The sequence below is a fragment of the Lederbergia graminis genome (assembly GCF_042655485.1).
GTDB classification, from domain to species: Bacteria; Bacillota; Bacilli; order Bacillales; family Bacillaceae_C; genus Lederbergia; species Lederbergia graminis.
The window spans coordinates 1-18,246 of the sequence record NZ_JBHSMC010000029.1 but is presented as its reverse complement, the minus strand read 5'-3'; the positions used below and the strand labels follow the sequence as shown (position 1 = coordinate 18,246).

General features: G+C 35.2%; 18 protein-coding genes. 15 read left to right on the top strand and 3 right to left on the bottom strand.

Going from position 1 to position 18,246, the window contains the following annotated elements; genetic code table 11:
* Positions 1 to 100: 100 nt before the first annotated feature.
* The 10 genes from glyQ to ACFPM4_RS18070 all read left to right on the top strand — a co-directional run bounded on the left by glyQ (position 101) and on the right by ACFPM4_RS18070 (position 10,362).
* Entirely contained in the window at positions 101 to 997 is an 897-nt protein-coding gene (gene glyQ / locus ACFPM4_RS18115; RefSeq protein ID WP_382355326.1) for a glycine--tRNA ligase subunit alpha, read from the top strand.
* Entirely contained in the window at positions 990 to 3,047 is a 2,058-nt protein-coding gene (glyS, locus tag ACFPM4_RS18110; RefSeq protein WP_382354917.1) for a glycine--tRNA ligase subunit beta, read from the top strand. The genes glyQ and glyS overlap by 8 nt, the downstream gene beginning before the upstream one ends.
* Positions 3,048 to 3,109: 62 nt before the next feature.
* Positions 3,110 to 3,916 (top strand): pyruvate, water dikinase regulatory protein, encoded by an 807-nt coding sequence (locus ACFPM4_RS18105; protein WP_144920445.1) that lies wholly within the window; start codon positions 3,110 to 3,112, stop codon positions 3,914 to 3,916.
* Between the two features lie 268 nt (positions 3,917 to 4,184).
* On the top strand, positions 4,185 to 4,640 hold the full coding sequence (locus ACFPM4_RS18100; RefSeq protein ID WP_144920447.1) for a YaiI/YqxD family protein: 456 nt from the start codon (positions 4,185 to 4,187) through the stop codon (positions 4,638 to 4,640).
* 56 nt (positions 4,641 to 4,696) lie between these two features.
* Positions 4,697 to 6,505 (top strand): DNA primase, encoded by a 1,809-nt coding sequence (dnaG, locus tag ACFPM4_RS18095; protein WP_144920449.1) that lies wholly within the window; start codon positions 4,697 to 4,699, stop codon positions 6,503 to 6,505.
* 45 nt (positions 6,506 to 6,550) lie between these two features.
* On the top strand, positions 6,551 to 7,693 hold the full coding sequence (rpoD, locus tag ACFPM4_RS18090) for an RNA polymerase sigma factor RpoD (protein ID WP_144920451.1): 1,143 nt from the start codon (positions 6,551 to 6,553) through the stop codon (positions 7,691 to 7,693).
* 85 nt (positions 7,694 to 7,778) lie between these two features.
* On the top strand, positions 7,779 to 8,309 hold the full coding sequence (locus tag ACFPM4_RS18085; protein ID WP_144920453.1) for a hypothetical protein: 531 nt from the start codon (positions 7,779 to 7,781) through the stop codon (positions 8,307 to 8,309).
* Positions 8,310 to 8,446: 137 nt separating this feature from the next.
* On the top strand, positions 8,447 to 8,800 hold the full coding sequence (locus ACFPM4_RS18080; RefSeq protein WP_144920455.1) for a c-type cytochrome: 354 nt from the start codon (positions 8,447 to 8,449) through the stop codon (positions 8,798 to 8,800).
* A gap of 63 nt (positions 8,801 to 8,863) precedes the next feature.
* Complete coding sequence (locus ACFPM4_RS18075) at positions 8,864 to 9,562, top strand: tRNA (adenine(22)-N(1))-methyltransferase (protein WP_382354911.1); 699 nt, start codon at positions 8,864 to 8,866, stop codon at positions 9,560 to 9,562.
* Complete coding sequence (locus ACFPM4_RS18070; RefSeq protein WP_382354908.1) at positions 9,559 to 10,362, top strand: Nif3-like dinuclear metal center hexameric protein; 804 nt, start codon at positions 9,559 to 9,561, stop codon at positions 10,360 to 10,362. Before ACFPM4_RS18075 ends, ACFPM4_RS18070 begins: the two co-directional genes overlap by 4 nt.
* 757 nt (positions 10,363 to 11,119) lie before the next feature.
* On the opposite strand, the gene ACFPM4_RS18065 is transcribed toward ACFPM4_RS18070, so the two are convergent.
* Both ACFPM4_RS18065 and vrrA read right to left on the bottom strand, forming a co-directional pair.
* Entirely contained in the window at positions 11,120 to 12,076 is a 957-nt protein-coding gene (locus tag ACFPM4_RS18065) for a 4-hydroxy-3-methylbut-2-enyl diphosphate reductase (RefSeq protein ID WP_144920461.1), read from the bottom strand.
* A 111-nt stretch (positions 12,077 to 12,187) separates the two neighbouring features.
* On the bottom strand, positions 12,188 to 12,754 hold the full coding sequence (gene vrrA / locus ACFPM4_RS18060) for a VrrA/YqfQ family protein (protein ID WP_382354905.1): 567 nt from the start codon (positions 12,752 to 12,754) through the stop codon (positions 12,188 to 12,190).
* A gap of 201 nt (positions 12,755 to 12,955) precedes the next feature.
* On the opposite strand from vrrA, the gene ACFPM4_RS18055 reads away from it, so the two are divergent.
* Both ACFPM4_RS18055 and ACFPM4_RS18050 read left to right on the top strand, forming a co-directional pair.
* Positions 12,956 to 14,269, top strand: a complete 1,314-nt coding sequence (locus ACFPM4_RS18055) for a DEAD/DEAH box helicase (RefSeq protein WP_382354902.1) — start codon at positions 12,956 to 12,958, stop codon at positions 14,267 to 14,269.
* A gap of 12 nt (positions 14,270 to 14,281) precedes the next feature.
* Positions 14,282 to 15,184 carry a deoxyribonuclease IV gene (locus tag ACFPM4_RS18050; RefSeq protein ID WP_144920467.1) on the top strand — a complete coding sequence of 301 codons (903 nt, stop codon included), beginning with the start codon at positions 14,282 to 14,284 and terminating at the stop codon, positions 15,182 to 15,184.
* A 49-nt stretch (positions 15,185 to 15,233) separates the two neighbouring features.
* On the opposite strand, the gene ACFPM4_RS18045 is transcribed toward ACFPM4_RS18050, so the two are convergent.
* A complete protein-coding gene (locus tag ACFPM4_RS18045) occupies positions 15,234 to 15,491 on the bottom strand; it encodes a DUF2624 domain-containing protein (RefSeq protein ID WP_382354899.1) in 258 nt (85 codons plus the stop codon).
* A 143-nt stretch (positions 15,492 to 15,634) separates the two neighbouring features.
* Here ACFPM4_RS18045 and ACFPM4_RS18040 point away from each other — a divergent pair, with 143 nt between their 5' ends.
* Genes ACFPM4_RS18040 through ACFPM4_RS18030 form a run of 3 tightly spaced genes read left to right on the top strand, consistent with a single transcriptional unit; the run spans position 15,635 to position 17,694 of the window.
* Entirely contained in the window at positions 15,635 to 16,411 is a 777-nt protein-coding gene (locus ACFPM4_RS18040; protein ID WP_382355322.1) for a metal ABC transporter ATP-binding protein, read from the top strand.
* 1 nt (position 16,412) lies between these two features.
* Positions 16,413 to 17,264 (top strand): metal ABC transporter permease, encoded by an 852-nt coding sequence (locus ACFPM4_RS18035; protein WP_382354896.1) that lies wholly within the window; start codon positions 16,413 to 16,415, stop codon positions 17,262 to 17,264.
* A gap of 10 nt (positions 17,265 to 17,274) precedes the next feature.
* Positions 17,275 to 17,694, top strand: coding sequence for a Fur family transcriptional regulator (locus ACFPM4_RS18030; RefSeq protein WP_144920475.1), 420 nt, complete (start codon positions 17,275 to 17,277; stop codon positions 17,692 to 17,694).
* Positions 17,695 to 18,246 lie beyond the last annotated feature (552 nt).

Sequence of the window (18,246 nt, the reverse complement as noted above, 5' to 3'; positions counted from 1 at the left end):
ATTTTGCAATGTTGTAACGTCTTTTATTTGTATTGTGGTTAGATTAGAAGGTAACTCCAAGACGGAAACAAACTAATGAAGAATGGAAAGGATGATAGTATTGAATATCCAAGAAATGATTTTGGCATTACAAAAACATTGGTCAGATTATGGATGTATTTTAATGCAAGCATACGATGTTGAAAAGGGTGCGGGAACGATGAGTCCCTATACGTTTTTAAGGGCAATCGGTCCAGAGCCTTGGAATGTTGCTTATGTAGAACCTTCTAGGAGACCTGCTGATGGTAGATATGGAGATAATCCAAACCGTCTGTACCAGCATCACCAATTTCAAGTAATCATGAAGCCTTCTCCTGACAATATTCAGGAAATGTATTTAGACTCATTAAGAGCTCTTGGAATTGACCCGTTAGAACATGATATTCGCTTTGTCGAAGATAACTGGGAAAATCCATCACTAGGATGTGCTGGACTCGGTTGGGAAGTATGGCTAGATGGGATGGAAGTAACACAATTTACTTATTTCCAGCAAGTTGGTGGCCTGGAATGTAAGCCAGTCTCTGTCGAATTAACATATGGGATTGAACGACTAGCTTCATATATTCAAAACAAGGAAAATGTCTTTGACTTAGAATGGACAGATGGCTTTACAATTAGAGATATATTTTATCAACCAGAGTATGAGCATTCTAAATATGCATTCGAGACATCTAATCAAGAAATGCTCCTACAATTATTTAATACATACGAAGCAGAAGCAAAAGAACAAATGAAGTTAGGACTTGTTCATCCTGCATATGATTATATTTTGAAATGTTCCCATGTATTTAATTTGTTGGATGCGAAAGGTGCTATTTCTGTAACAGAAAGAACAGCATACATTGGGAAAATGCGCACAATGGCTCGACAAGTAGCGAAAACCTTCTATGAAGAACGAGAAAAGCTTGGTTTTCCAATTTTACAGCATAAAGAGAAAGGGGGAGCTCAACATGAGTAATCGTGACTTACTACTAGAAATTGGTATTGAAGAAATGCCAGCTCGCTTCGTATTAAATGCAATTAATAATCTTGGAAAACAAGTTGAAAATTGGCTCCAAGAAAACAAAATTACTTTTGGCGAAATTCAATTGTTTTCCACTCCTCGTAGACTTGCGATATTGATTCGAGCTGTAGCTGAATCACAGCAAGACATCGAAGAAGAAGCGAAAGGTCCTGCTAGAAAAATTGCGCAAGATGCAGATGGTAATTGGTCAAAAGCAGCTTTAGGTTTTGCCAGGTCACAAGGTGCATCTGTTGAAGATATATTTTATAAAGAAATAAAAGGAGTCGAATACGCTCATATAAGCAAATTTATTAAAGGGAAAAAATCAATAGAGCTTTTATCCGAGCTTGGGGATATCGTTACCCATTTACACTTCCCGAATAATATGCGTTGGGGTAATTTGCAAATCCGATATGTTCGACCAATTAGATGGATTGTTGCCTTATTTGGTAATGAAACAATTCCTTTTACGGTTGCAAATATTACGGCTAGCAATGTTTCATATGGTCATCGTTTCTTAGGCAATGAAATTGTGCTCCATGATCCAAAACATTATGAAGAGAAATTGGAAGAGCAATTTGTTATTGCAAACTATTATCGTCGTAAACAATTGATTGTGGAACAAATAAAGCAAATAGCTGAAAGCCAGCAATGGGATATTCCAATGGATGAAGAGTTGTTGGAAGAAGTGACAAACTTAGTTGAGTATCCAACTGCTTTCTTTGGAACCTTTAATCAAGAGTTTTTACACCTGCCAGAAGAAGTTTTAGTGACTAGTATGAAGGAACATCAACGTTATTTTCCTGTTAAGAACAAACAAGGCGAACTGTTACCGTACTTTATCGGTGTTAGAAATGGAAATAATCATCATCTCGATACGGTAGTAAAAGGAAATGAAAAAGTGCTAAGAGCTAGACTTTCGGACGCTGATTTCTTTTATCTTGAGGATCAAAAAATTCCGATAGATCAATCACTTAAAAAATTAGAAAATATCATCTACCATGAAAAACTAGGTACCTTATCTGAAAAAGTAAGTAGAACAGTGCAAATAGCTTCTATACTTGGCAAAATGGTGGATTTATCAGAGCTGGAACAAGAAAAAGCAGTGAAGGCAGCAGAAATTTCAAAGTTTGACCTTGTATCTAATATGGTAAATGAATTCCCTGAATTACAAGGGGTTATGGGCGAAAAGTATGCTCTACAACAAGGTGTTGATCGTGATATTGCGCTTGCAATTAAAGAACATTATCAACCACAGCATGCAGATGATGAAATTCCATCATCTAATATCGGTGCTATCGTTAGTCTTGCTGATAAGCTTGATTCCATTGTTTCATCCTTTGCAATTGGTTTAATTCCAACGGGATCACAAGACCCATATGCACTAAGAAGACAAGCAACTGGTGTTATTAGGATGTTACTTGAATTCGACTGGAATATTTCTTTGGAACATGTGTTACAAGAAATTATTGCGATAGAAAAAGCAGAAGAAGATGCGGAGCTATACAATCATTTAGAAGTATTCTTTAAATTACGATTAAAGTATTTACTGGAAGAAAAAGGTATTCGACATGATATCATTGAAGCGGTATTAGCTGGATCCTTTAATGGAGTACCTGATATTGTTAACCGTGCAATTACACTTCAAAATAGAAGTAATGATACTCAATTTAAAGGAATTATTGAATCGCTCTCTAGGGTCTTAAATATTGCAAGTAAAGCAGAAACTGATGAAGACATTGATACCTCCATATTCGAGAATGACTATGAACTGAATCTATATAACGCATGGCAGCAATTAGCTGAAATAAATACCAAAACAAATTCAAGTGAGGAACGTTTTGAAAAATTGGCATCCTTACAGCCTGCTATTTCTAGCTACTTTGACAATACGATGGTAATGGCAAAAGAAGAAAAGCTTCGTAAAAATAGACTTGCCCAAATGAAAAAACTTTCAGACCTAATTGGAGCATATGCAGCAATGAATGAAATTATTGTAAAATAAATTTTATATGAGCTTGTCAAATAAAGCCGACAAGCTCATTTTTTCCGAAAGGAGGACATCTGATGTCTGATCCAATCATTTATGTAGTTTCTGATTCAGTTGGTGAAACAGCAGAACTCGTAACAAAAGCAGCAATTAGTCAATTTAATGGATCTAATGCATTGATTAGAAGATATCCATATATCGAAGATAAAGAACATATTGACGAAATTGTCTCATTAGCAAAAATAGAAGATGGTATGATTGTGTATACATTAGTTAAACCAGAGATTCGTGAACATATGAGAGTCCAAGCTGCAAAAGCAAATATTCATGGAATTGATATTATGGGTCCGTTAATGGATATTTTTGAAAAAACATATCATAAGGCACCATTAAATGAACCTGGTTTAGTACGTAAATTAGATGAGGATTATTTTAAGCGAGTGGAAGCGATAGAATTTGCTGTAAAATATGATGATGGAAGAGATCCGCGTGGTCTTTTACGAGCAGATATTATATTAGTAGGTGTTTCTAGAACATCAAAAACACCATTATCACAATATTTGGCTCACAAACGATATAAAGTCGCAAACGTACCTGTTGTACCCGAAGTCGACCCACCAGCTGAACTTTTTAAAGTAGATCCAAAAAGATGTATTGGTTTGAAAATTAGCCCAGAAAAATTAAATCATATTCGTCGCGAAAGATTGAAAGCCTTAGGATTAGCTGATACTGCTAGTTATGCGAACATAGAAAGAATAAAAAGAGAAATAGAATATTTTGATACCATTGCCCAAAAATTAAACTGCAAAGTAATAGATGTTACAAATAAAGCAGTGGAAGAAACTGCAAACATTATTATTGACTACATGCAGAAGGAAAAATAAAGCACAACAATTAGTTGTGTTTTTCCTGCTTTCTAATAGTCAAAACGAAAAAAATGCGCTATAATTAAAAATTGTGTTTGAAAAATACATAAAATAGGTTTAGAGCTGCGTATTCAGGAATAAACTAATTATTGTCTTTCAAATAAATATTTTAGGTCTATCGTCATTAAAATGTCGGATTTCCTTAAAAAACGACATGATTCTTTAAAGAGTTTTCATTAGTAAGAAGGAATCATAGGAGAGATGTAGAATAATTAATAAAAGCCATATTAATTCTGTTATATATGTAGACGCAGATGCTTGTCCAGTAAAGTTAGAAATATCTATATTAGCTAAAGAATTCAAGTGTGAATTGCGTTTCATCGCTTCTTATGACCATAAATCCAATCGGGAGGAGGAAAGCGGTGAGTGGATTTTTGTTGACCCTGGTAGAGATTCAGCTGATTTATATATTTTAAATCATATCAAACACCAAGATATATTAATTACCCAAGACATTGGGTTAGCGAGTTTAGCTTTATCAAAAGGTGTTTATGTACTTTCACCTAGGGGAACGGAATACAAAGATGAATCTATCGTGACAGCACTTGATTTTCGTTTCCTTGCAGCGAAAGCTAGGAGGGCTGGGAAATATGGAAAAGGACCTAAGGCATTTACAGACTTAGATCGTCAGCAATTCCAAGAATCTTTACGCAGATTATTGTCGAATCTTGCAGGAGATTAAAGTTTAGTGTCGAATTAATATTATATCGACAGTTATAAGATAGGTGGAGTGTTTTTGTGTCAACAAGAATACCAGAAGACAAATTAAATGAACTACGTCAATCAACCGATATAGTAGATGTAATAAGTGACTATGTTCAATTGAAGAAGCAAGGTCGAAATTACTTTGGTCTTTGTCCTTTCCATGGTGAAAACACACCATCCTTCTCTGTTTCTGCTGAGAAACAAATCTTCCACTGTTTTGGCTGTGGAATGGGAGGTAATGTTTTTACCTTCCTAATGGAAATAGAGAGTATATCGTTCCAAGATGCAGCATTGAAAATAGCTGAAAAAGGAAATGTTCAATTAGAAATAGAAGGTTCGCAAAATAGACATAAAGAAAATGAGTTGCCACCTGAACATGCTGATATGATGGAGGCACATGAGCTCATTGCAAAATTTTATAATCATTTGTTAATGAATACAAATGAAGGATCAATTGCTCTTGAGTATTTATTAAATAGAGGTTTTACAGAAGAAAGTATTCAAAAGTTCCAAATCGGATACTCACTACCAAGTTGGGACTTTTCATTAAAGTTTTTAGAAAAGAGAGGTTTTCACACTGAACTATTAGAAAAAGCAGGTTTAGTGGCTGTAAGAGATAAGGATAATTCGCACTTTGACAGATTTAGGGATAGGATCATGTTTCCACTCCTTAATTCTCAAGGGAGAATTGTTGGATTCTCAGCAAGGTCTTTAACAAAAGAAAACCAACCAAAATATTTAAACACACCTGAAACAGAAATATTTAACAAAAGCTCATTGCTATACAATTATTACAATGCAAGAAGTAAAATTCGAAAACAAGGGTATGCTATTTTATTTGAAGGGTTTGCTGATGTAATTTCAGCTGACTCAGCAGGTGTTCATAATGGAGTTGCGGTGATGGGTACATCCTTAACCGAGCAACACATTCATTTATTAAAGAGACTAACAGATTCTATCCTTTTATGTTTTGACTCAGATTCCGCAGGAGCGGAAGCAGCATATCGCTCCGGGACAATGCTAGTTAAAAAAGGGCTTACTGTTACAGTTGCAATGCTACCTTCGAAAATGGATCCTGATGACTACATTATGAAATTTGGAGCTGAAAAGTTTCGAGAAGATGTAATAGGGAATCCGCAAACTTGGATGGCATATAAGCTAATCTATTTCCGCAATGGCAAAAACTTGCAAAATGAAGGAGATAAGCTAGAGTATATCAACCAAGCGATGAAGGAAATTGGTGAGCTTGATAATCCGGTGGAAAGAGATATTTATCTTCGTCAACTTTCTGAAGAATTTTCATTATCATTAACAGCGCTAAGTGAGCAATTGCAACAAATAAGAGAAACAATTCCAAAACAAAAACCAAAAGAAAAGGAACTGGTCATACAACCAGAGCCCAGTGTAACAAAATCAATACCTACCGCTTACGAAATTGCTGAGAGAAATCTATTAGCCAGAATGCTACATGACGAAGAGATAACATATAAAGTTGTTGAAATGCTAGGAGATACCCCTTTTCAATATGATGAACATCAAGCAATACTTACCTATTTAGTCGGCTATTATGAAGCTGGAAATATTCCTGATTTAAGTTTGTTTATAAATTACCTACCAGATAAAAAACTTCGAACAATCGTGACAGAAATCGAAATGCATGATTTAAATCATGATTATAATGAAAAAGAAATAAGAGATTATGTCAGTCATGTGTTGAAACATGCAAAGTTGTTAATGATAAAGAAAAAGCAAGCAGAGCAAAAAGCTGCAGAGAAAAATAATGACTTCACTAGTGCAATGCAAATATTACAAGAAATTATTGAACTCCGCAGATCTTTATAAACTAAAACTACTGTATGTGTGCAAATGTCGGAAGGAGGAGGACGTATGGCTGAAAAATCAGCTCGCTCCAATGAAACAGAATTTGAAATTACCTTAGATCAAGCAAAGGAACAATTAATTGAACAAGGTAAAAAAAGAGGTACACTAACATATGAACATATAGCAGGGAAACTTGCTCATTTTGATTTGGATTCTCACCAAATGGATGAATATTACGAACAACTTACAGACCAAGGTATTCAGCTATTGGAAGAAAATGAAGATAGTGAAGATAGTGATGAGAGTCCAGATGCAGATGAAATTCAGAAAGATAGCGAAGAAGAATTTGATTTAAATGACTTAAGTGTACCACCAGGTGTTAAAATAAACGACCCAGTTCGTATGTACTTAAAAGAAATAGGGCGCGTAGACCTTTTATCTGCTGAGGAAGAAATTGAGCTTGCTAAGCGAATTGAAAAGGGAGACGAGGAAGCAAAGAAACGTCTTGCAGAGGCTAATTTACGTCTAGTAGTTAGTATTGCGAAGCGTTATGTTGGTAGAGGAATGCTATTCCTTGATTTAATTCAAGAAGGAAATATGGGACTTATTAAAGCCGTTGAAAAGTTTGATTATGATAAAGGCTTTAAGTTCAGTACGTATGCTACATGGTGGATACGCCAGGCGATTACTCGTGCAATTGCAGACCAAGCACGTACAATCAGAATTCCAGTTCATATGGTTGAAACAATAAATAAATTGATTCGTGTACAACGACAATTATTACAAGACCTTGGCCGTGAACCAAGTCCAGAGGAAATTGCAGAAGAAATGGACTTAACTCCAGAAAAGGTTAGAGAAATACTTAAAATTGCTCAAGAACCTGTCTCATTAGAAACACCTATTGGTGAGGAAGATGATTCCCATTTAGGTGATTTCATTGAAGACCAAGAAGCTACTTCTCCATCTGAACATGCTGCATATGAGCTATTAAAAGAGCAACTAGAAGATGTTCTTGATACACTCACAGATCGTGAAGAAAATGTACTTAGACTTCGCTTCGGCTTAGATGATGGCCGTACACGCACTTTAGAAGAAGTCGGGAAAGTCTTCGGTGTAACACGTGAAAGAATAAGGCAAATTGAAGCTAAAGCTTTAAGAAAACTTCGTCATCCAAGTAGAAGCAAACGACTAAAAGACTTTTTAGAGTAAATTAATTATGTGAAAGTTTACTTCTAAATATGGGAGTAAACTTTTCTCTTTTTATCTATAAGTAAATATGGATGTGTCACAATGAATGAATGAGACCCGTAAAAAAATTATTTTGAATGAGATTGAATTTTGGAAACAGAATAATATGTTGCCAGAACAATACTGCGACTACTTATTAGCATTATATAGTGGTGGTGACATTAAAACGGAAAGTCAAAAACGACATAAAAATGACTATAGTGAACTTTACGTTAGTCTCCTCTTTTTACTAATGATAATAAGTTCGATTGTAATTACATATATTACAGACTTTTCATTTGGAATGCAAACGCTTTTTTTGTCGATATGTTGTTTTTTATTGGTTTTAGCTTATTATTTTTTTCGAAAAAAAGGGAAGAAACGATTAGTTATCTATATTACGGCCGCATTCCTTCTATTAATTTATTCCGTTCAAATTAATGATACTTTTTTTAATGCTAACGAAAAAAGTTTACAAATTATTTTATTCTTCCATGGGTTTGTATGGCTATTTACCGGTGTATGGAGAAAACTTCATTTCTTTACTGTTTCGGGAATCATTGCAATATGCGTAATTCTATTTACTATTTTAACGTGATATTATGTCTAATTAATGAAAAATGGGTGAAACTTAATAGCAAAAGCTTTCATATCTGATTCATATCGAGTAAAATATAGATGTTTGTTACATAATTTATAGTAGATAATTGTTTAATACATAAGGAGGGTTAAATCATGAAACGAAACGCAATCGTACCCTATTTTTTAATTATGGTTATGGGACTTGTACTAGTATTTTTCCTATCAGTAAAAGGGGTTGGCGACTCAAAAGAAATCGCTCAAGGTGATGATGACACAGAACAAGTTGTCTTTGATCCAGAAGAAAAGTCTAAGTCATGTATTAGTTGTCACGGTGACAATTTAGAAGGTAAAGGGAATATCCCAGGACTTGTTAATACTGAGCTATCAAAAGACGAGCTAATCGACGTATTGAAAAATGGTCGTAATGGTGATGCTGGAATGATGCCAGGAGGCCTTGTTGCTGGTAACGAAGAAGCAATGGCTGAATGGATTTTAACATTAGAGTAGAATGATGGAGTTCTTTGCAATCTGCAAAGAACTCTTTTATTATTTAGGAGTGAGGTGGATACGGTGAATGTAGATAAACTATCAAAACGACTTGAGACAGTTGTATCGTATATTGATAAAGGTATGAGTATTGCAGATATTGGTTCTGATCATGCATATTTACCTTGTTATGCAGTAAAGAAAGGGATTGTTTCTAGAGCGATAGCAGGAGAAGTTGTTGAGGGACCCTATCAATCTGCACGTAAGCAGGTAGCATCAGTAGGGCTTAACGATATAATTGATGTTAGAAAAGGAAATGGGTTAGCAGTAATAGAAGCTGGAGAAGTCGATGCCATCGTCATAGCTGGCATGGGTGGTACGTTAATAACAGATATCTTAGAAGCAGGTAAAGAGAAGCTACAAGGAGTTAAAAGACTGATATTACAGCCAAATATAGCAGCAGATGTTATTCGCAATTGGCTCGTTCGCAACGGCTGGCAGTTAGTTGACGAAGAGATTCTAGAAGAGGATGGAAAGTTTTATGAGGTTTTAGTTGCTGAAAGAGGAGAAGTAACACCGTCTTATAGTGTTAAAGAATTGATGCTAGGACCTTTCATTTTAAAAAAGAAAAACGAAGCATTTTACTATAAATGGCAACAAGAGATAGAGCAATGGGAACATATCCTACAAGAATTAAATAAAGCAGAGCAGAATGAAAAGGTACATTATAAAAAGGAAAGTCTTTTAAATGTAATTAATATGGTGAAAGGGGAATTGAAATGAAAATGGTGAATGGACAGCAAATCATTCAATTATTTGAAGAATTCGCACCTAAAAAATATGCATTAGAAGGTGATCCAATTGGTTTGCAAATTGGAACACTAAATAAGCCTGTACATAATGTAATGATTGCCCTAGATGTGCTAGAGGAGGTAGTAGATGAGGCAATTGCAAACGATGTAGATTTAATCATTGCTCATCATCCAATTATCTTTCGTCCATTAAAGAAACTAGTCACGGATAATACGAATGGAAGAATCGTGGAGAAATTAATAAAACATGATATAGCGGTATATGCTGCTCATACTAATCTAGATGTTACACCTGGTGGAGTAAATGATATGCTTGCACAAGCATTACAGCTAGAGAATATTGAAGTATTATCTCCAACAATGGAAGAGAGTAGTTTGGGACTCGGTAGGATTGGTACGTTAAAAAGTGATCTTACATTAGAAGAGTTTGCTAAGTTTGTAAAAGAAGCCTTAGATGCACCTGGTGTTCGAGTTGTAGGAGATTTAACGTCAAAAGTGCGTAAAGTTGCTGTATTAGGTGGAGATGGTAATAAGTACTTTTCGCAAGCAAAGTTTAAGGGAGCCGATGTGTATGTTACAGGTGATTTTTATTACCATACTGCACATGATGCAATGAATATGGGATTAAATATTGTCGACCCAGGACATAATGTGGAAAAAGTTATGAAACAAGGAACAGCTGATGTACTAAATGAAAAATGTGCTGAAAAGCAATTTGATGTTCGGATATTCAGTTCCGAAATAGATACAAATCCTTTTACTTTTCTATAAATGGTAATATCAAGTATTATATAAAACCAGTACGGAAAAATAATTCCAAATAGTTGATTTCCGCTCTAGGCGGACGCTTTCCGCGGGGCGAGCGGTGAGCCACTTCAGTTTTTAGTGTCTCACCAGTCTCGCTAGTCCCGCAGGAGTCGCCTCCTTCCGCTACAATCAACGAGTTCTGCTATAAAATTACTTAGAATGAAGTTATCGTATGTAAATTCTTATTAACACACAATATATTCGTATTGTAGATTGTCTTCTATTATGAAAATAAATATCCCGCTACAACTGGAAGAGCCTTTTTAACATTTCTTCTTAATTAAAAGGCTCTGTTAAAGTTCATTGTTGTTAACAACTTAGTAGATTGTAGCGGATGTACACGAGACTCCTGCGGGAACAGCACGAGCCGAAGATCCACTTGGCAAAGCGGTTTTCTTTGCCAAGTTAGCTGAGGCCGTTCCCGCGGAAAGCGAGTGTACAGGAGCGAAAATCAACAACAGAGTTTAACAGAGCTAATTAAAAAAAGCCAAACTAATCCTGAATTATTTTCATGGAAGTTTGGCTTTTTAGATAAAATTAAATTCTGCTAAAAGTTCCTCCTGATGTATCTCCAAAGTGATTTTATTACAGGAGGGTAAAGATTGGAATGAAAATTGCTATAAAAAGATTAGAACCTAACCAGCGTGGTGTATTTCCGAAGCGGTATTATTATTTTACTACCATTGATAGAACACAGTTAAGTCTGTCAGCAATTGATTAGTTATTTACTGAGTATTTTTTGATTGCGTACCTTCGGTAATATTTTGTCTAATGGTACTTTGTTTTCTCGTGCCCATGTAGTTTCATCATCATATTTAAATTGTTCTAAGAAGGCAATAACTTCACGAACAATTGGGGTTGGTGTAGAAGCTCCTGCAGTAACTGCAACTGTTTCTACGTCCTTTAACCATTCTATTTCTATTTCAGAAACATCGGCAACACGATACGATTTTGTACCAGCTATTTCTTGTGATACTTGCGCTAGGCGATTTGAGTTATTACTCATCGGATCACCTACAACAATCAGTAAGTCAGCTTCTCCTGCTTGTTCAGCAACAGCTTCTTGTCGTACTTGTGTTGCCATGCAAATTTCCTTATGTTTTTCTGCCTGTGGGTATTTTTCTTGAACCTTCTCCATAATTGCAAGAACATCCCACTGACTCATTGTCGTTTGGTTTGTAACAATAATTTTGTCATTTTGTACATTTAATTCATCCACATCATCAAGTGTTTCAACTAAATGTACGATTTGTGGTGCAACACCAACAGCACCTTCTGGCTCTGGGTGTCCTTTCTTACCAATATAGATTACATCATAACCTTCTTTTTCTTTTTGGAGAATTAAATCATGTGTAACTGTAACATCTGGGCATGTTGCATCAATTGTCGTTAGCCCTTTTTCTTCTGCTAATTTTTTTACTTCAGGTGAAACACCATGTGCCGTAAAAATGACTGTACCAGTATCTACTTTAGCCAGAATCTCTTTGCGATTAGGTCCATCTAATGTAATAATTCCATCTTCGGCAAATGCATCTGTTACATGTTTATTATGAACAATCATACCTAATATATAGATTGGACGTGGTAATGTTTTGTCTAGTGCTGCATTACGGGCAATTACCATCGCATCTACTACGCCATAGCAATAGCCACGTGGTGTTATTTTAATTATTTTCAATGCAAATCCTCCTGACTACAGACTATTAGCCTTTCATCTATTGAACTCATACTCTTATTATATAGAAGAACATGAAAAAAGCCAATGAGGGATGGATGACAACCCTATTAATTAAGGAATATATAATTTTGGTATTGATTCACCAGTTTTTTTCGAGCGTGTTTGTTGCTTCGGACTTTTATTTGTTCCACCTGTATCATTGCTATTTTGTACGGTATTTTGTATATCAGTCTTCAGAATTGGTTCTTCAGCTGGTTTTTCTTCTTGAGATTTTTCCTCTGTCTCACTGTCAGGCATATTTTTAAACCCTTGATAAAGCTTCCACATAGCAGGTAAATTTTTAACTAATGGTCCATATTGCTGAATCATTGGTCCAAATTGTTGCGCAGTATTAAGTACTTGCTGTGTTTGGCTAAGGAAGTTACTAATTCTTTCCGGGTTAGCTATACCTTGAAGAAGTGATGTTTGCTCAGATCCACGTGAAAACATCGATGCAGATTGTGGTCCACTTTGTCTTTGAAACAATCTAGACAATAAGCCTCTATTTCCTGGTCTCCCCATTCCTTGTTGGAATCCTTGATTATATTGTTGAAAGCGCGCTCTTCTGCTAAGAGAACTTGGGTTCCTAGACGGTCCTTGGTGCCATGACATATTTCTTTGCATTTGATTTCGGAACATCAAGATCACTCCCTTCCTATAGTCTTACAGTATGCAATAATATAAGAAAAGATTAGTTATTAAACATTGCTGTCATAATTTTTACTATGTTATGAAGAATAACTTGTATAAAGTACATTCTTTGCTTTTATTGTACAAGCACCATTAATGGTTTATAATTATTGTTCGAGGCATTTAGACCTCTTAAAGGAGTGATGCAATATGGCATTAAATAAATTTGAGCAATTTCAATTAAAGCCATTTATTAATACAGCAATTAAGGAACTAAACTTTAGTGAACCTACTGAAATTCAACAGAAAATGATACCTATTATTCTCAAAGGTGATAGTGCAATTGGCCAATCACAAACAGGTACTGGGAAAACCCATGCCTATTTATTGCCAATTTTAAATAACATCAACCCAAATAATGATCAAGTTCAAGCAGTTATAGCTGCACCTACTAGGGAACTCGCAAACCAAATATACCAAGAAGCATTAAAAATTATTAGCCATAATGAAGAACAAATAACTGCTCGTTGTTTTATTGGTGGGACGGATAAACAAAGAGATATTAGTAAATTAAAACAGCAACCGCAAATTGTTATTGGAACACCAGGACGAATTAATGATTTAGTTAGGGAACAAGCACTTTTTGTTCATACTGCTTCCACATTAGTGGTTGACGAAGCGGATATGATGCTAGATATGGGTTTTTTAGGTGATGTCGATCAAATCGCTGGGAAAATGCCAAAAAATTTACAGATTCTCGTTTTCTCTGCGACAATACCAGAGAAATTGAAACCTTTCTTGAAAAAATATATGGAAAATCCGAAATTTGAACAGGTACAACCGAAACAAATCTCTGCAGAAAATATTGAACATATTTTGGTTCCAGTTCGGAGTCGTGAAAAAATTGCATTATTAGATGAAATGTTAAGAACGTATAATCCGTATTTAGCAATCGTTTTTGTGAATACGAAGCAAATGGCTGATCAAGTAGCTGATCAATTAATCGAACGAGGATTAAAAGTAGGAAGAATTCATGGGGATGTAAGTCCGCGTGATCGCAAAAAAGTAATGAAACAAATCCATGATTTAGAGTTTCAATATATTGTCGCTACTGATTTAGCAGCTCGAGGAATTGATATTCCAGGGGTAAGTCATATCATTAACTATGAATTACCGAGAGATTTAGATTTTTACATTCATCGTGCTGGACGGACAGCACGTGCAGGTAATAAGGGGATTTCTGCTACGATCTATCAACCTGCAGATGAGGATGCATTAGTTAGGTTAGAAAAAATGGGAATCGAGTTTTTATCCTATGATTTACAAAAAGGTGACTGGGTTGAGGTAAAGGATCGCAATAGAAGAAAGAACAGACCGAAAACAGTATCTGAAGAGGAAAAGAAAGCCCGACAACTTGTACGTAAGCCGAAGAAAGTAAAGCCTGGATATAAAAAGAAAATGCAAGAACAAAGAGAGCAAATTAAGAAGAGAGAAAGAAAGGTAAAAAGCCGTAATAATCGATAGGGAGTGGAGGATATGTTGAAAATTGGTTCACATGTGTCGATGAGTGGGAAAAAAATGCTCCTACAAGCAAGTGAAGAAGCAGCGTCATATGGGGCAAATACGTTTATGATTTATACGGGGGCACCCCAAAATACTCGTCGCAAAAAAATTGAAGATCTAAATATTGAAGCTGGTCTTGCTCACATGAAGGAAAATGGGATTGAAGATATTGTTGTACATGCTCCTTATATTATCAATATAGGGAATACGGTTAACCCAGCAACATTTGAACTAGGAGTTAATTTCTTACGGTCGGAGATCGATCGTACAATCGCTATTGGTGCGAAACAAATTGTTCTTCATCCAGGAGCCCATGTAGGAGAAGGCGCTGAAAAGGGAATTAAGAAGATTATCGAAGGATTAAATGAAGTTCTTGCCCCAGAGGACGATGTGCAAATTGCGTTAGAAACGATGGCAGGAAAAGGATCTGAATGTGGAAGATCATTCGAAGAACTTGCTGCAATAATCGATGGAGTCACTTTGAACGAAAAATTATCTGTATGTTTTGATACGTGCCATACACATGATGCAGGCTATGACATTATTAATGACTTTGATGGTGTTTTATCTGAGTTTGATAAGTTAATTGGCATTGATAGGATTAAGGTATTGCATATTAATGACAGTAAAAATGAGTGTGGTGCACGAAAAGACCGCCATGAAAATATTGGATTTGGTCATATTGGTTTTAATGCATTATCATATATCATTAACCATCCGCAATTAGAAAGTGTACCAAAAATTTTAGAAACACCTTTTGTTGGAGAAGATAAGAACAATAAGAAAGCTCCATATAAACATGAAATCGCAATGATTAAAAGTGGCGAATTTGATGAAACATTACGTGAGCAAATTATGGGGACTTTGGTGAAATAAATACAAGAGGCATTTGTCTTACTATTAGACAAATGCCTCTTTTTCTTTATTAACTAGTAAATTCGATAAAAAGCTTATTGAGTTCTCTTGCTGTATCTGGTCCTGCAATTTTGGCAATCTCTCTTACAATCATTGCCCGTGTTTTGTCATCAAAAATATCATAATTTTTCCCACGTAAAAAGTTAGCGGCATATTCGGCTTGCTGTTTTGTAACCTCAAACCCGTATTCTTTCGCATATTTAAGTATTTCATCTGCAGTTGCTGCATTAAGGCGTTGTCTCACGATGTTTTTAATCAAGAAATTCATTTAAGTATCACTCCTCATCAATATGTATGTACTTAAAATGGGGATTGTGACAAATTCTTTTATTTACTTTGAAAAAAATATTGTGTATAATGACAAATGGTAAAACGTAAATCGTAATGATTCTTATTAGAAGGATGTTTTTAATGATAACTGACAACATAATTGAAATAAAAAACGTTAGTTTCCGATACGAACGTGAATATGTGCTTGAGCATATTAATTTATCGATTCCAAAAGGTGCGTTTCTAGGTCTTGTTGGACCTAATGGATCAGGGAAATCTACTTTGTTGAAATTAATTTTGGGACTTCTTAAGCCACAACAAGGTGAAATTTCGTTATTTGGTCAACCTCTTCATAAATTTAAAGAGTGGAATCGGATAGGGTTTGTTTCTCAAAAAGCGAATTCATTTAACAGTGGTTTTCCTGCTACTGTATATGAAGTTGTAGCTAGTGGTCTAACTGGAAAGATTGGCTTATTCCGTTTTATCGGAAAACGTAAAGAAATAGCTGAAGCAATTAAAGCTGTTGGAATGGAGCAATTCTCTAATCGCAATATTGGTGAGCTTTCAGGTGGACAGCAACAACGTGTTTTTATTGCGAGGGCAATTGTATCAAATCCTGATGTATTAATTCTTGATGAGCCAACTGTCGGTGTAGATGAGAGCAATGTGAAATCATTTTATAGTATGCTCGAAACGCTAAATAAAGAACGTGGGATAACCTTAATATTAGTAACACACGATATTGGAACAATAACGAGTAAAGTAACACATGTTGCTTGTCTTAATAAACACTTACATTATCACGGTATTGTGGAGGAGTTTGAGAAGCTCAATCAAGAAGAACTATCTGATATATATCAACATGATGTACACGTTCTTAGTCACAACCATGATCATGCTCATGGAGGTGAACGCTGAGATGATAACTGCAATTTTTAGTTATGAATTTCTCCGTAATACTTTTATAACAGGATTATTAATTGGGTTAATTGCTCCGTTATTGGGGACATTTATTGTAGTTAGAAGACTATCGCTTATTGCTGATGCTTTAAGTCATGTAACACTGGCAGGTATAGCAGCAAGTTTATTTTTAAGTAAAAAAACATTGCTGTTTGCAGGAATAAATCCATTATATTTAGGAATGGGGTTTTCAGTACTTGGTTCTATTTTTATTGAAAGGCTAAGAATGGTTTATAAGCATTATCAGGAACTAGCAATACCTATCATTCTATCTGGAGGAATAGGATTTGCAGTAATCTTTATTTCCCTAGCAGAAGGCTTTAATACGGATTTATTAAGTTATTTATTTGGAAGTGTAAGTGCTGTTAGTAGAATGGATTTATACGTCATTTTGATGATTAGTGTAATTGTAATTTTAGTTATTATTTTATTATTTAAAGAGCTGTTTTTATTATCCTTTGATGAAGAGCATGCAAAAACATCAGGTATTCCTGCAAAAGTAATTCATTTTATTTTTATGGTAATGATAGCACTTGTAATTGCAGCTTCAATGCGTGTTGTTGGTATTTTACTAGTATCAGCTTTAATGACGCTACCAGTTGCGGCAAGTATGCGCATTGCAAGAGGTTTTAAACAAACAATTTTGTTTTCCATCCTATTTGGAGAAATTTCCGTAATTGGGGGATTAATTAGTGCCTTTTATTTGGATCTTGCTCCAGGGGGGACGATTGTCATGATTGCAATTGCGATTCTGTTAATTGTGATTGGTTATAAAAATATGAAAAGTAAAAGACCATTAAAAGGAATGTGAGGTGGAGAGCATGAATATAACGGAAGCAATTAATATAGTGAAAAATAGTGGTTATAAGGTTACTGGAAAGCGAGAGCAAATGCTAGAAATTTTTTCTGCAAGTAATAAATATATTACTGCCAAAGAATTACTGGAGGAGATGCAAGAAGATTATCCTGGACTCAGTTTCGATACAATTTATCGTAATCTTTCTTTATTCAATAAACTAGGTATACTTGAGTCTACAGAGCTAGCGGGGGAAAAACACTTTCGCTATACGTGCTCTGTTCATGATCACCATCATCATTTTATATGTCTTGATTGTGGGAGTACAAAAGCAATTGAAGCATGTCCAATGGAATTTGTTCGCGAAGATTTAAAAGAATACATGGTTGCTGACCATAAATTTGAAATTTATGGAAAGTGTCCAGAGTGTGTTCATCATATGTAAAAAATTAACTTTATTAGTTAATTTCCTTAAAGATTACTGCTCTTTTTATAAGATATAAGCGATGGTTGATTTTCGCTGCAGGGGCTTGCTTTCTGCGGGCTTCGAAAATTCACTAGCTACTAGGAGCCTGAACTAGACAAGGTTCGGAATCCCGTAGGAGTCTGCCCCTTCAGCTACAATCGACATTTTGCATAAAATATTTGGCCTATCCAATGCAACCCTTAAATTACTTTAATACTTAATCTTAGTATTATTATGGAAATAAAATATGAGACTAGGACAAATTAATATTGATAAAGCCAATGACCGAACTATAACTTGAATATAAATCAAGATAGTCCGGTCATTTACTGTCATCTATACGAATATAAATTTACCAGCTGAGGAAATACACGAAGACTCCAGCGGGAGCAAAGGCCTCGATGAGACCCCGCAGTGCAATAAGCACGAGTTATCATGAACGAAACTAGCTCCTTACTCGTAAATTCGTAGGTTATTTTGGTAAGAATGTTTAGTGGTTAAATAAACAAAAACCAAATCAGAGCTACATTA

What these genes read in the sequence shown, in the direction of transcription:
- glyS (WP_382354917.1), top strand. Translation starts at nt 990, where the DNA reads ATGAGTAATCGTGACTTACTACTAGAAATTGGTATTGAAGAAATGCCA.
- ACFPM4_RS18105 (WP_144920445.1), top strand. Translation starts at nt 3,110, where the DNA reads ATGTCTGATCCAATCATTTATGTAGTTTCTGATTCAGTTGGTGAAACA.
- rpoD (WP_144920451.1), top strand. Translation starts at nt 6,551, where the DNA reads ATGGCTGAAAAATCAGCTCGCTCCAATGAAACAGAATTTGAAATTACC.
- ACFPM4_RS18085 (WP_144920453.1), top strand. Translation starts at nt 7,779, where the DNA reads ATGAATGAGACCCGTAAAAAAATTATTTTGAATGAGATTGAATTTTGG.
- ACFPM4_RS18080 (WP_144920455.1), top strand. Translation starts at nt 8,447, where the DNA reads ATGAAACGAAACGCAATCGTACCCTATTTTTTAATTATGGTTATGGGA.
- ACFPM4_RS18070 (WP_382354908.1), top strand. Translation starts at nt 9,559, where the DNA reads ATGAAAATGGTGAATGGACAGCAAATCATTCAATTATTTGAAGAATTC.
- vrrA (WP_382354905.1), bottom strand. Translation starts at nt 12,754, where the DNA reads ATGTTCCGAAATCAAATGCAAAGAAATATGTCATGGCACCAAGGACCG.
- ACFPM4_RS18055 (WP_382354902.1), top strand. Translation starts at nt 12,956, where the DNA reads ATGGCATTAAATAAATTTGAGCAATTTCAATTAAAGCCATTTATTAAT.
- ACFPM4_RS18050 (WP_144920467.1), top strand. Translation starts at nt 14,282, where the DNA reads ATGTTGAAAATTGGTTCACATGTGTCGATGAGTGGGAAAAAAATGCTC.
- ACFPM4_RS18045 (WP_382354899.1), bottom strand. Translation starts at nt 15,491, where the DNA reads ATGAATTTCTTGATTAAAAACATCGTGAGACAACGCCTTAATGCAGCA.
- ACFPM4_RS18040 (WP_382355322.1), top strand. Translation starts at nt 15,635, where the DNA reads ATGATAACTGACAACATAATTGAAATAAAAAACGTTAGTTTCCGATAC.
- ACFPM4_RS18035 (WP_382354896.1), top strand. Translation starts at nt 16,413, where the DNA reads ATGATAACTGCAATTTTTAGTTATGAATTTCTCCGTAATACTTTTATA.
- ACFPM4_RS18030 (WP_144920475.1), top strand. Translation starts at nt 17,275, where the DNA reads ATGAATATAACGGAAGCAATTAATATAGTGAAAAATAGTGGTTATAAG.